At 42.8% G+C, this 13,359-nt stretch carries 18 protein-coding genes; 5 read left to right on the forward strand and 13 right to left on the reverse strand.

What is annotated here, in order from left to right; translation table 11 throughout:
- Positions 1-45: 45 nt before the first annotated feature.
- Positions 46-408: a DUF3021 family protein gene (locus E4U82_RS15495; protein ID WP_245183610.1), complete on the forward strand. Its 363-nt coding sequence runs from the start codon at positions 46-48 to the stop codon at positions 406-408.
- Positions 409-451: 43 nt separating this feature from the next.
- Here E4U82_RS15495 and E4U82_RS15500 read toward each other — a convergent pair whose 3' ends face one another.
- The 4 genes from E4U82_RS15500 to E4U82_RS15515 form a co-directional block, all read right to left on the reverse strand.
- Complete coding sequence (locus E4U82_RS15500) at positions 452-1,045, reverse strand: TetR/AcrR family transcriptional regulator (protein ID WP_135111087.1); 594 nt, start codon at positions 1,043-1,045, stop codon at positions 452-454.
- A 3-nt stretch (positions 1,046-1,048) separates the two neighbouring features.
- On the reverse strand, positions 1,049-1,237 hold the full coding sequence (locus E4U82_RS15505; RefSeq protein ID WP_135111088.1) for a hypothetical protein: 189 nt from the start codon (positions 1,235-1,237) through the stop codon (positions 1,049-1,051).
- Positions 1,238-1,323: 86 nt separating this feature from the next.
- Positions 1,324-1,800: a hypothetical protein gene (locus tag E4U82_RS15510; RefSeq protein WP_135111089.1), complete on the reverse strand. Its 477-nt coding sequence runs from the start codon at positions 1,798-1,800 to the stop codon at positions 1,324-1,326.
- A 180-nt stretch (positions 1,801-1,980) separates the two neighbouring features.
- Positions 1,981-2,517, reverse strand: a complete 537-nt coding sequence (locus E4U82_RS15515; protein WP_135111091.1) for a hypothetical protein — start codon at positions 2,515-2,517, stop codon at positions 1,981-1,983.
- Positions 2,518-2,728: 211 nt separating this feature from the next.
- Between E4U82_RS15515 and E4U82_RS15520 the strand changes: the two genes are divergently transcribed.
- From E4U82_RS15520 to E4U82_RS15530, 3 genes are all read left to right on the forward strand, one after another.
- Complete coding sequence (locus E4U82_RS15520; RefSeq protein WP_135111093.1) at positions 2,729-2,983, forward strand: DNA alkylation repair protein; 255 nt, start codon at positions 2,729-2,731, stop codon at positions 2,981-2,983.
- Positions 2,984-3,182: 199 nt separating this feature from the next.
- Complete coding sequence (locus tag E4U82_RS15525; RefSeq protein WP_135111094.1) at positions 3,183-5,171, forward strand: acetoacetate--CoA ligase; 1,989 nt, start codon at positions 3,183-3,185, stop codon at positions 5,169-5,171.
- A 93-nt stretch (positions 5,172-5,264) separates the two neighbouring features.
- On the forward strand, positions 5,265-5,576 hold the full coding sequence (locus E4U82_RS15530; RefSeq protein ID WP_280689383.1) for a calcium-binding protein: 312 nt from the start codon (positions 5,265-5,267) through the stop codon (positions 5,574-5,576).
- Between the two features lie 76 nt (positions 5,577-5,652).
- On the opposite strand, the gene E4U82_RS15535 is transcribed toward E4U82_RS15530, so the two are convergent.
- The 4 genes from E4U82_RS15535 to E4U82_RS15550 all read right to left on the reverse strand — a co-directional run bounded on the left by E4U82_RS15535 (position 5,653) and on the right by E4U82_RS15550 (position 8,710).
- Complete coding sequence (locus E4U82_RS15535) at positions 5,653-5,859, reverse strand: hypothetical protein (RefSeq protein ID WP_135111096.1); 207 nt, start codon at positions 5,857-5,859, stop codon at positions 5,653-5,655.
- Between the two features lie 181 nt (positions 5,860-6,040).
- Positions 6,041-6,649 (reverse strand): class I SAM-dependent methyltransferase, encoded by a 609-nt coding sequence (locus E4U82_RS15540; protein ID WP_135111097.1) that lies wholly within the window; start codon positions 6,647-6,649, stop codon positions 6,041-6,043.
- A gap of 127 nt (positions 6,650-6,776) precedes the next feature.
- Positions 6,777-8,042, reverse strand: coding sequence for a S41 family peptidase (locus E4U82_RS15545; protein ID WP_135111098.1), 1,266 nt, complete (start codon positions 8,040-8,042; stop codon positions 6,777-6,779).
- A gap of 74 nt (positions 8,043-8,116) precedes the next feature.
- Positions 8,117-8,710, reverse strand: coding sequence for a histidine phosphatase family protein (locus tag E4U82_RS15550; protein ID WP_135111099.1), 594 nt, complete (start codon positions 8,708-8,710; stop codon positions 8,117-8,119).
- Positions 8,711-8,902: 192 nt separating this feature from the next.
- Between E4U82_RS15550 and E4U82_RS15555 the strand changes: the two genes are divergently transcribed.
- A complete protein-coding gene (locus tag E4U82_RS15555; RefSeq protein WP_135111100.1) occupies positions 8,903-9,154 on the forward strand; it encodes a PDDEXK family nuclease in 252 nt (83 codons plus the stop codon).
- A 300-nt stretch (positions 9,155-9,454) separates the two neighbouring features.
- Here E4U82_RS15555 and E4U82_RS15560 read toward each other — a convergent pair whose 3' ends face one another.
- From E4U82_RS15560 to E4U82_RS15580, 5 genes are all read right to left on the reverse strand, one after another.
- A complete protein-coding gene (locus E4U82_RS15560) occupies positions 9,455-9,979 on the reverse strand; it encodes a P-loop NTPase family protein (RefSeq protein ID WP_135111101.1) in 525 nt (174 codons plus the stop codon).
- A 32-nt stretch (positions 9,980-10,011) separates the two neighbouring features.
- Positions 10,012-11,460 carry a sodium/pantothenate symporter gene (gene panF / locus E4U82_RS15565; RefSeq protein ID WP_135111102.1) on the reverse strand — a complete coding sequence of 483 codons (1,449 nt, stop codon included), beginning with the start codon at positions 11,458-11,460 and terminating at the stop codon, positions 10,012-10,014.
- A complete protein-coding gene (locus E4U82_RS15570; protein ID WP_135111103.1) occupies positions 11,457-11,741 on the reverse strand; it encodes a YhdT family protein in 285 nt (94 codons plus the stop codon). Before E4U82_RS15570 ends, panF begins: the two co-directional genes overlap by 4 nt.
- Positions 11,742-12,176: 435 nt before the next feature.
- Entirely contained in the window at positions 12,177-12,485 is a 309-nt protein-coding gene (locus E4U82_RS15575; RefSeq protein WP_135111104.1) for a hypothetical protein, read from the reverse strand.
- Positions 12,486-12,568: 83 nt separating this feature from the next.
- The gene (locus E4U82_RS15580; RefSeq protein ID WP_135111105.1) at positions 12,569-12,991 is read right to left on the reverse strand and encodes a DUF4064 domain-containing protein; all 423 of its coding nucleotides are present in this window, start codon (positions 12,989-12,991) and stop codon (positions 12,569-12,571) included.
- Positions 12,992-13,359 lie beyond the last annotated feature (368 nt).

A 13,359-nucleotide genomic window follows, 5' to 3' on the forward strand; every position in this document is an offset into this window, starting at 1 on the left:
AGGGAACATAAATGAAATGTACGCTGTCAATAAGGAGGTGTCGAAATGCTGTTTATACAAGCTCTTTTACGAGGGGCAATACCGCTCATTATTATGGGTGGGATTGCCTTGTCACTGTACTTTCAAGCGAACTATTCGGATGCTAAAGGAACATTTACAGCCGGCTTAATTACCTTTTTTGTTGGCGCGACAACTGTCATTTATAATATAGACCATTGGGGCTTCACCAAGCAAAGCGGTATTCATTTTTTAATAATGCTCATAACAGTCTATCCAATTCTGTTGTTTAGTGGATGGTTCACAATTGCTTCTGTATTTGATGCATTTAAAATTTTTCTCCTTTTTCTTGCAGTCGGTGCAGTTTTATGGCTTGTGCTGTCAACACTGGCCAAATTTTATTCCAGGTAATATTAATTAGCTGCTGAAAGTTGTTCTTCTTTTACTTATTTCACTATTTAACCATCTTTGTTACCATTTTTACCAAATCATTCTTGTAAGCTTCTAAGTTAAATTGCTTCCCATTTATGAGCATACTTTCAGCAATAGCTCCTTGTATCATGATAGAAACGTTCTTTGGCTCAACCTCAGAAAACTCTTTTGTTTTGATGCCATGACTTAAAATCCCCTCTAAATAGGTATACAATGGATCCTCCTCATCACCTGATAACTTATAATACGGGATATTATCCGGTGTGCGTGCATTAAAAATGATCTCAATTAATGCGACATTATTGATGCTATGGGTGCCTTGATAAGCTAAGGACGCATCAATATAGCCTATCAGTTGATCATATGCGGATCCTTCTTTTGAAACCCTCTCTTTAATGTATTCAAATTGTTTTTTTAGTAAATAGTCCAGCGTGTGGTTCAGCACATCCTCCTTATCCTCAAAGTGATAGGAAATTAAACCAGTGCTAACCTTTGCCTTTTTCGCTATCTTAGCTAAACTCATATTTACATAACCAATGTCATCCAATGCCTCAATCGCAGCCTTAATAATTTGCTCTCTTCTTGCTTCTGATATAAATGATGTTTCTTCCAGAATTTACTAAAAGGAATTATCATCCCACTTAATCGTACCCTTAATAAATACCCCTATAATTAAAATAATAATTCCTATTATGCCACCGATAAATTGAGCAATATAAAAGTCCGAATCCCGCACAAAACGAATAAGAAATCCAACGCCAAAAATTATTGTCATACTGATACCAAGAGAAATCAGCAAACGCTTCATCGATTCACCCCTTTTAAATATAAAAGCACGATTATTTAATCCATATACATCAACATCCTCGTATTTGTTCCACTTAATCAATGCTTCTACGGGAAACTGCTGACCATTTCACCTTCCTGATCAAGAAATTCAATTTTCGGTATATCATTAACATCGACTGCTAAACGAATACGAGGATTACCTTTGCTATCGGACAATTTTATTTCCGCTTCGCCGTCACGGTTTTTTACCACTCTTATCCGGTTATGGCCAAGTGCTTCATTTTCTTTCAGTTCCTCGATATAGGCATCTTTTTCTTCTTTGGGCGCATCTTCCAATTCGATTAACTTTTCAGCGATATTAGTAATGGGGAAATTCGGTTGATCGTGTATATCCAATTTGACTTCTCTTTTTCCACCTTGTTCAACCATCCCCAGTGCCAAAACTCCATTTTGAAGATATGGGTCAAAAGTTAAACTTGCTTGCTGAGTAACACTACCTTCTTCATCCTTTTCACTTCCATCTCGTGTTTCATCAATAATTCTTCTGGTCACTATTGGATCAATGTTCAATTCATCTGCCACAGATTAGTAATTGAAAACCCTACCATTTCGCGCCATTTTGGTCACCACATTTGCCTTGAGTATTTTAGCACGAATATCAAAAATTTAAGGGCAGCATGTTCTCTTCACAATATCTATATTGCCCGTTTACTTAATCAGCATCACGTTTCAATCGTACTCTATGATTAATTCATTCCACTATCAGTTTACATTTTTTCGACCAGCAAGTGCTGATTTATTGATTGTACCTGTCCTTTTATGACCTGTCACAAATATATAAACTGTTAACATGATGCAAACAAATAATACAAAATGAAAAGTCGTGTGGAGCGTATTCGGAACTATTCCATTCATGACAGGCAGGAATGCATGAGTATCGCCGAACATCGCATTGTATCTTGTTGCCCTTTCTTCCACACCAATCCCAAATAAATACGGAATCCACCAAGCCACAAGTGCACCCAGGAAGATACATGATGGATGAACAATCAGCCAAATTCTTATTAAAACAGGGTATCTTTTCCCTATAAAAAACAGTATCCCGCCCATTAGAAGTAATATCTGCACGACGCCAACCGCTGTTACAGCCAATGTTTCACTAAAGGACTGTAACGAAGCAATAGCCTCCACATCATTTAATGTCCCAAGCGGAATCAAGTCCTGTACGATCATGAATAGAAAAATATAGGCATACCCAAAAACCAGAAGTTTTTCTGAAAAACGAATATCCCTTTTCATACACCGCTCCCCAATCCATTGAACTGCATGACGTTACCGGGTTATCCCATTAAGTGGTCCGTTTGCATAGTTCCTCACAGATGCCACTTTAATTTTACCATAAATATTCAGAATCCTCTATAAAATCAAATAAATATTGGTTCCTCCATATGTGGCGCCTCTTGAATAGAATTCTGCAATTACGGAAAAATAAGAGCTGGAGGTGGCTGATATGACAGAGCAATACCTTTGTCCTAATTGCAAAACAAATCGTTCGCGGTTTAATATTATTGAACAGGTTGCCAAGCCTGTGAAATTAGACCCGCAGACCGGCGACGTTTTGAATGACTATACGGATGAGCAGCCAGAAGTATTTCATATGACCTATAGCGGACCAGCATACCGAATTCAATGCGGTTCGTGCGGGCTGGTTGAAGATGAATTGACCTTTGTGAAATTTGCTGAGCATGACCGAAATAGTAAATAGCAGTATAGCAGCGATATAAAAGTATGTACGAATCATTCGTTATAACGCTCCGGAAACTGATCTTATCGGAGCGTTTTTTCATTCATTGGGCCCCGAATACCCCGACTTGTAATAATCAGAAAATTTATCAAACATGGATACCTTTACACACGGAAAACGGTTACATATAATGGACATAAGCGTTAGTATAAGGAGGTCCATGATTTTGAGTGAAATAAAAGAAGGTACCCTGTTATGGGAGCCGACCGAAAAGCGGAAAAAGCAATCACAAATCTATGATTATATGAACTGGTTAAGCGAACATAAAAATCTGAACTTTAGTGACTATCATTCGTTATGGAAGTGGTCTGTCGATGAACTGGAAAAATTCTGGGAATCAATCTGGGAATACTTTGACATCCAGGCGAAAGACCCTTATGAAACAGTATTGACGTCGCATCAAATGCCTGGTGCCAGATGGTTTCCGGAAGCAACCATCAATTACACCGAACATATTTTCAGAGACCGGGATAAACGCCAGCCGGCGATTATTCATTCATCAGAACTGCGTCAGACACAAGAGGTAACATGGCAGAAGCTCTACCGTGACACGGCCGCTCTGCAGCAAACTTTGAAAAACCTTGGCGTCACAAAAGGCGATCGTGTCGTGGCTTATGTGGCCAATATCTATGAATCTGTTGTCGCGTTTCTGGCTACAGCAAGCCTTGGCGCCGTCTGGTCAAGCGCCTCGCCGGATTTCGGCACGCAAAGTGTGATTGACCGATTTAAACAGATCGAACCGAAAGTCATGGTAACTGTTGACGGCTACCGGTATGGCGGGAAAGTTTTTGACCGGATTGACGTTGTGGAAAATATCCAGTCCGAACTGCCGACATTGGAAGCAACCATCGCGATTCCTTATTTGAATGAGCATCCGGATACCGCTCGGCTGAAAAATGTCACTTTATGGGATGATGCGGTTGCTGAGTCGGGAACATTAACCTATGAACACGTTCATTTCAACGACCCGCTATGGGTGTTGTTCTCATCGGGCACCACCGGCAAACCAAAACCAATCGTGCAAAGTCAGGGCGGCATTTTACTGGAACACCTGAAGGCATTAACCTTTCATGGGGACCTTGGCAAAGACGATCGTTTCTTCTGGTTCACGACCACCGGCTGGATGATGTGGAATTTTCTTGTCGGCGGACTTTTGACCGGCAGTACCATTATCTTATATGACGGCAACCCGGGCTATCCGGATAAACGCATGCTGTGGCAATTCGCCCAGGATACGAAGATGACCGTGTTTGGAACGAGTGCGAGCTACATTACCTCCTGCATGAAAGAGGACGGCTTTAAACCTGGTGACGAATTCGATTTAAGCCACCTTGAAAATATCAGCTCGACCGGGTCCCCGCTGCCGCCGGAAGGATTCCAGTGGTGTTATGACAATGTGAAAAAAGACCTGTGGATTGCATCCGTAAGTGGCGGAACTGACGTTTGCACGGCATTCACCCTTGGCTCGCCTATTTTGCCGGTTTATGCGGGTGAACTGCAATGCCGCGGCCTCGGTGCTAAAATCGAAAGCTATGACGACGAGGGAAATCCGCAGATTGAAGAAGTCGGGGAGCTTGTGCTGACTGAACCATTCCCGTCCATGCCAATTTATTTTTGGAATGACCCGGATGGCAGCCGCATGCATGATAGTTATTTCGACGTATTCCCGGGAATCTGGCGGCACGGCGATTATTTAAAAATCACCGACCGTCATACGTGCGTCATCTATGGACGCTCCGATGCCACTATCAACCGCGGCGGCATCCGTATCGGCACAAGCGAAATCTACCGTGCCGTCGACCATGTCAGCGAAGTGCATGACAGCCTGATTGTAGATGTACCTAATGGCAATGGCGAATCCTACACGCCACTGTTTGTTCTGATGAAGGATGGCAAAAAGCTGAACGATGACGTGAAGAAAACGATCAAAAGCCAGATCCGGACTCACTGTTCGCCCCGGCATGTCCCAAGCGGTATTTACGAAGCACCGGACCTGCCAAAAACGCTGAACGGCAAGAAACTGGAAATCCCGATCAAAAAAATACTAATGGGCAAACCGGTTCATGATGTTGTCAACCAAGGGTCATTGAGCAATCAGGATTCGCTGGATTATTTTGTGCGTTTTGCTGAGGAACCGACTAAAGCTTAAAGGGGACGCCGCTCTGGCTTCCCTTTTATATTGAAAGGATGCGATTATATGCAATGAGGTTATACCGACGACCAGGACCAGAGAATTCTGAATATCACCAAAGACTTAACGGATGAATTTGACATTGGAAGGAACTGGATTTCGATCATTCAAGAAAGCGTAACTTTTCCTTTTAAAGCGGAAGTGGGTGACTGGCAGGAATGGGGGAGTCCTGTCCAAGAAGGAGATCAGGTCAAAGTACATAGGATTGATGACTTTTATGATAATCTTTATGGCCTGATCGTAAATACAAGACTTGGCAGAAAAAAATATCATTTACCTCTAGTGGATCTGGAGCCAATTGATTTAAGCAAAGAGCAGGCAGCTGTTATCGACGATTATAAGGTGTGGTTCTCAAACAGGTAAATTTACAGCATTTTACTTGAATGATGATATGTCGATATACAATACAAATTCAAACTGAACGATAAAACCCGGGAAATCATCTCTCCACTTTAAAAATGGATTTGATGGACATAAACAATAAAACGACCAGCAATGCAGCGGAAACCATCGCCACCATTGTTGTGACAATTGATTTGTGATTCATAATCATATATAAATTGACAACTAACAAACCCATAATAATCAATGGCGGTAAGTATAAGCCAAGCTTTCCATTACTTTTAGTCAAAATGCTCAATGCCATGGATTCTCACCTTTCATTTACAGAAGACTTCTAATCCGGTTATTCCCGATTGACAACGGAGACACACATCATCTGAAAGGAAATATACTTGACGTGATGAACACAGGGGAGATCGAATATGAACCCGTGACATCGACTACGGCTATCGTTTTCACTTTTGACAGCTCAGCATCTTCAGCATTTATTGAACCGGGCTGGCCCAAATTAAACTGACTATATCCGACCAGTAACGTGCTGTATAATCAATCTGCAAATCGGATTTCTCAACGATTTTAAGCATATCGCGATCCAAATGGCATCCGGCAGTCTTTTGAAATAATGGATCAGCTATCTTTTGAACACGTGACAATAACGCATTTGAACTGATTCCATGCTCCAACAACAGGATCCTGCCGTTATTTCGACACCAGCGATTAAAACGATTCAATATGTCAGTTGGATTTGAGTAGCCACACATTGTCAGGGTTGAAACAATACAGTCAAACGAATCCGGTTCAAACTCCAGTTCCTCGACATCCTTTTGCAGGAGCTCTGCATTAATTTGACAGTCAGAAGCCGTTTGTTTAGCACTTTCAAGCATATCAGGACTGAAGTCAACCCCTGTCAGGCGAACATCTTCACTGTCATAATACGGAAAATTTGCGCCAATCCCGACACCGACTTCCAAAACGTCTCCATAGGCACTTTTTGTAATCTCACTTCTCCAGCGGGCAAGTGTACGATTGTTGCAGACCCCTTTGTACAATTTGACTTGTTTATCGTATTTTCGAATCAGCTTCTCTTTTTCCATGTCCTACCACACCCGTGTTAAATTGATGGAATTCCGATAATCCGCATTGTATTAAACTATCTCTCGACAATCAAGTGCTTCACACCAAGATCTTCTGTTCTGAAAAAGACCAAAGCCAGCACCCCTTTCATTCTTCCAACAACTCTAAAGCTTTCATAAAATCTATATCCGTTTCAATATGTTCTGGAGTCCATGGAATGTAAATATCCGGCTGAATCCCGACGCCGCTCATTCTTTTTCCCTCATCAACGATGGATAATTTCGTAGTTGGATACCAAAGTTCAAATCTGCCTTTCCAGCGCATGATGGCAAGATTGGCATAATCATTTAATCCCAAAGTTGGCCTTCCGATTACCGTCACCTTGGAGGAATGTTTACACACTTCCACAAAAGAGTCTCCCGAGCTGCCGCAGTACACATCTGTCAGCAGAATCACCTTTTCGGGGCCGGGTTTTGTTTCTAATATGTCATCCGACCCTCCAATATCAATATCAACAAAACCGTTACCTCTGTTTTTCTCCAATTCGTTCATAAACGAATTGATTTGATTTCGGGCTGCTGCGTCTTCAATGGACGTTAACGCCTTCCTCATCATCTCAGTTCGGAGGTCTACATTCCGCTCCGTGCAATTGGTCAGCATCACACCCTCGTCAAGCTGATTCAAATCGATTTCAGCTCCTCCGAACAAATAAGGTAGCAGTTCAAAGTAGGCCAGATCGCTCCCGCCCTTATTCACACGTACATCGATGATTAAATTCTTTCCGGAAGACAACAGATCATGATTATCTTTTATTAGTCTGGCAATTTCTGTATGATTCATAAAGTCTGTCAGTTTCATGTACAGTGATTGATCCGATATTGCCTTGATTATGTATTCCGGGAAATAGACTTCTTTATCATAGTGACTAAGTGACAGGTGAAAGGAATGGCCTGACAAATCTTTCACCAGGGCGTTTTGATAAAGCGGCAGAATACTGCTCCACTTCTCCCTTTCTGCCTTAGTTTCCATCAACTTTCTTGTATGTAACTCTGCTAATTCAGAAATCCCTTTTCCATCGAGTCCTGCAATCGCATACCCAGGCTTCACGCCGGTTTCCTTACCAGCTGATACGATATAAAGCAGGTCCCCATATCTTCTGACTGCGAAGCCAACATCCTGTAGAGATTCTTCTGATTGAGCGGCGCGTTTGAAGCTCATGTGCAAATCCTTGAAATCCAAAAGATAATCCTGAACGATCCCGGTAAACTTTTCATCGTCCATATTACCTTGTTCCGATCGTTTGCTTATCTTGTTTCGATAAAAATCAGGATTATCCCAATCTTTTTTATCTATACAACCCGCATAATCATTGTGAAGAATGCTGACAGTTTCATTAAAAATCTCTAAGTACATGAGATCTCTCCTAAGTTTTTTAAAGTCTCGTATCCTGATAAGCTATCGTTCTACATCCGGAACTTCCAAAACCGTTATAATTTAAGAGAATCGTCCGCTACCAAATGCTCAGTCCAATTATACACATCACAATCCCAGCCGTCCCCATTATGGTTCAGACAGGTTAACGACGTATTTTTCAAGGATTCATCCATACCTGAATCAGGCATGAGCTCGTTCAGGAGACGCTTAATAAACGCACCATGACTCACAATCAACACGCTTTGGTCGTGATGGCGGGAACTGATATCTTCCATAAACGAGAGACCCCTCGTAATAATGCTTTCATGCGTTTCAAACCCCACGTCCAGTTCGCGCCAGTCGGGACCCCACTTTTGAACCCGTTCTGCTTCTGTAGTCCCTTCAATAAGCCCGCCGCTTCTCTCACGGAGTCTGGGATCCAAATGCAGCTTTGTCCCAAGTTTTTCAGCTAGAACTTCAGCCGTTTGCTTTGCCCGCAGCAGATTACTGGTGTACACGACATCCCAATCACCGATTTCCATCCGTTCCGCGAGTGACCGTGCCTGCTCTAAGCCTTCTTCATCCAGTGGAATATCCGAACTCCCCTGTGCTCTTCCTTCTTTATTCCAACGCGTAACACCATGGCGCACAAATCCGATTTTCATCATATAAACAGTTCTCTCCCTGTCATTTTTCTCTGTTATCACTAAGGCTATATTAACATAATTTCATCAGCAAAAGTTCCCGGGCCTGTATACAGGAAACACAGGGTCAACTTGAGTAATATTTTCAGACTTCTCTGTTGAACTTAAACGATCCCCTTGCTATGATTAATAAAAATAAAGAGGGAAACGAAGCCCATGACAAGGCTTGATCAAAATAAAACGTATATACTGGATGAGTTTTTATCGTCCGTTAAAGAAGAGGAGCGGGCGGAGTTCTATGAAGGTGCCCCGGTTTTCATGGCAACAGCTTCTTATGAACATGAGAGGATTATTGGAAATCTAATTGAAGAATTCCAGTCCGGCTTAACGGGAAAGCTCTCAATCCCCATAAATGTTACAACACTTAACGAGATGAAGAGTATTCCTATAAAACCACTAGACGCATAAGCATAGAACTTGAGCATATTATCAAACGTCCGTTCATCAAAATAAGGCCTATTTACATTTTTAGGGACAAAAAATAAATGAACTGCGGCAAGTCGCAGTTCATAGGATAAGGAAGAAAGTGATGTTGATTTTCTTGTAACCTTTGAAGACTTGTTCACGGATTTATTCTAATAATCTTTCAATGCGGGAACTGCAAGTATTGATAATCGCATCAGTATGCACAAACCATATGGATTCTTTATCACTGACTGCTGCTTTCCGAATTTGCATGATGTCTCACCATCCAGCATCGTCACTTTCTTAGGGGTCCACCAGTGTTTCAAGATACTCCCCGATCTCCTTCTTGTTCAGCAGCATAATCACCTTTTTTTCATCACCAATTTCACCGAACGCCTTGAGCCTCTCTCGCATCTTTTTCTTACGGGAATGGTACGTGGTACAGATAAACTTCACGAACGTATAGTCCAATTTTTCCTTACACCCTTCCCCCATATCAGGCCGTGTTTTGCCGATATGAAGCAGCCAGCGTTTGACAACCCTATACAGGCAAACGGTCAGCGGAAGCTCCAAGTATATAATCGTGTCTGCATTTTCCTTCCGAATATCATATGTGCTGCTGTAGTTTCCTTCGATAATCCACCGGTTTCGCGTGACAATTTCTCGTTGTGCATTTTCAAATTCTTCCTTTGATGCTTCCACCCAACCAGGCTTCCAGTGCAAGGCATCGAGATGATGAACCTCGATATGCAGCCGTTTGCCCAGTTCCCGTGCAAACGTGGACTTACCTGCACCAGCGGACACGCCCATCACCATAATACGCTCCATTGTCTAACCATCCCCCCTACGCAGTAGTCCACCTAACCGATCAGTTCGACACTTGAATTCTCTTTATCTTGCGTACTAAGACTCACAAATACATAGACAAAAAACGAGATGATGACCGGTAGCACAACTGAATGCAGTCCGAACGGCTGTGGGAAAAATGAATCAGACAGAATATACAGCCCAACTCCGGTAACCATCGAGGCGAGAGCTCCGTATTTGTTGCCTTTTTTCCAATACAGACCCATCACAATCGGCCAGATAAATGCCGCCTCAAGCCCGCCAAATGCAAACAGGTTCAGCCAGATAATCAAATCAGGCGGATTAAGGGCCATCAGGAACACAATCACTCCAAGGATCGCTGTGATTCCGATACTCAGCCGTTTGACCCGCCGATGAGAGGCTTGCGGTTGGATATAATTCAAATAAACATCTTTGACAATTGATGAGCTTACCAGCAGGAGCAATGAATCCACCGTCGACATGATTGCTGCCATTGGTGCCGCCAGAACGAGGCCTGCCAGCCAGTTCGGCAAAACTTCCAGAGCAATAAGCGGCATAACCTTGTCTCCCACTTCAATTCCCGGCAAAATCGGCCGGGCCAACACACCAATCAAATGCATGTTGAGCATAATAATACCAACTACAATTGTGCCTATGATAATTGCACGGTGCATCGAACGGGAGTCCTTATAAGACATCGCCCTTACCGTTATTTGCGGCAAGGCCACAACTCCGACACCGACCAATATCCAAAACGAGGACACGAACGCTGGTGTGAGTGTGCCCTCAGCGCCGTATGGTGTCACCAGGTTCGGGTTTTCCGCCGCAAGATCCGACATGATGTTAGGAAGCCCACCCCCGGCGATAATTGTTGCGATCAGCAATATGAGCGTTCCAACAAACATAACTGTTCCCTGAATGGCATCGGTTAAGGCGACTGCCCGGAAACCACCGATGACAACATAGACGAGTACGAATAAAGCGAAAATGAATAACGCTGTCGTATACGGAATTCCGATCAGTGACTCAATTAAACGAGCACCACCAATCCATTGCGCTGCCATGGCTGAAAAGATAAAGACAATAATACTGAAAGCCGAAAACAGGACAACCCATTTGGATCGATAGCGTTCTTTCAAAAAGTCGACCATTGTCAGCGCTTTATAGTGACGGGTCACAATTGCAAACTTTTTGCCCAGCACCATCAGCACGAAGTACCCTGTCGATACTTGTGTCATCGCCAGAAGCACCCAGCCAAGCCCCTCGGTATAAGCCGTGCCCGGTCCACCAATGAAACTGCTGGCGCTGCCATAAGTCGCCGTCATCGTCATTGCCAGGACAAACCCACCAAGGCTTCTGCCACCAAGAAAATAATCCTGCATAAAGTTATTGGATGATCGTATGTATTTACCTGCCCATATTCCTACAGCAAATATAATCAATAATACGCCAATTAACGGAATTAATGCCTGCCAATTCATTGTTCCTCTCCCTCTTCATCGAATGAAACTTCCACAAACCACTTTTTGACAACAATCGTCACCAGCACGGCCATGACGACAACCCCCAGCACACAGCTGTAAAAAAACCATGCCGGAAGCCCGAAAACATATGAATATTCGGACGGGTCCCTGCCGCCAAGTCCATATGCAAAGACAAACCACCAGATGAAATTAAAAACAGCCAGTCCAACACCAATTAATGCTTCACGGTTGGCGATCTTATAACGTGGATCGTTATCGTATATATTTTGTTGTTTCATTGCATTTCAGCCTCCCAAAAACGACATACAATTTACGGACTTTCCATATCAATATAACGGAAACACGCTAGGTTGTAAATATTAAAAAAATTCACGGAGCTATTCATATCATATTTAATAGTACATCCATGAGATTTTCGACAGAGAGAGTGGACTGTTAATTGAGGAAATGCTCTGCAGGATATTATAAGGGATACGGACCAAGGTGAACCTTTAATAAATGTCTAAAGCAGTAAGTATACTGGGTACCGCTCAACACCCAGTATTGTCATTCATATTGGGGGACCAAAATCAAAATAGAAGTGCTGTGCATGAGGTTAAAAAATTGAATTTGAGGAATATCACATCTAGTTGTATGTTCCTGTGGAGATTAACTCAAAATCTGTTTGTGGCTGTCAAGCTATCATTCCACATATCTAAGTCCGCTACCAGTTTCTATAGTGACGTTATCCAGCTTTTCCGAAATTCCATCAAGTTTGATTTCAACCCTATCAAGTCTGTTTTCAACTCCTTCCAGCCGGGTGCTGAATGCCGACAGTTGGCGAGCAAAAAGATCCTGGTTTTTTCCAATCGATCAAAGCCTTGCTGCATGGTCTCCTGCTTCTGCTCCATGGTTTCCTGCCTTTGTGACAGACCTTCCAGGCTTTGTTCCACTGAATCCTGCCTTTGCGACAAACAATCCAGACTCTCCTTTACCCCTCCCCCTCCCAGGGAATTCAGAATAGCATTCAACATCTCTTCCATTTTTGCACCTCGTCTCTATTTTGCGTATATTATACCATTAAATTAAAAAGAGTAACTATTAAAAGTTACTCTTTTTAATCGGTTTATTCTGTGATGACTTGCGGTGGCTTCCGCGCCAGACACATAATGCCGGCAATCAGATAGAATATACCACTGAAGATCAGTGCTCCAAACGTTATGATGGCAAATAGCACAGACGTTACAATTAAAATAATTCCTGCTGCTTTCGGCTTTTTATCGCCTTTCAGGAAGACAATGCACACAATGCCTAAAATAAGTCCGATAACAGAAAGGGCAACAAGGAACCAGCCGCCTCCCTGCAGGAACCCGAATGCGGCTTCCATATCTTCCGCTCCGACGCCCTCTTGCTGATTAATATCTCCCATTGCCTCGTTCTGAACAGCCTCATTGTTAAACAGCCACACCATAAATGCGCCGCCTATGGCAGACAAACCATAGATGATTGCACCAATGACCGTTAACACAATTTCACCAGTTCTACTCATACAAATACCTCCCCCAATTCACCTTTATTATCTTATGCAACGTATAAAATGAATTATTCAACGTCCGCATATGTCATTCATTGTATCATAAAGTGAAATTTCAATCAGCCAGGCACTTCTTCCCGTATGTGTCAATCTTTTCTCGATGTGGTTGTCACACCAATATATTTGGCACTCTATTTTTGTACACGTTTTCCGGCTACCGCGCTGTCGCTTGGTGGCCTGCATATTTTTGTCACGCTCCAAAACCCGGAACCTGACAAAAACATGCAGGGTATTACCTAAAACTCTTCATCAAGTTTCCTATCGCTGATGAATGGGCTGTATATAAACTGATGGAACCTTCTTTTGCGCCAATCGATGGGCGT

The sequence above is a fragment of the Lentibacillus salicampi genome, from assembly GCF_004565465.1.
Taxonomy (GTDB): Bacteria; Bacillota; Bacilli; order Bacillales; family Amphibacillaceae; genus Lentibacillus; species Lentibacillus salicampi.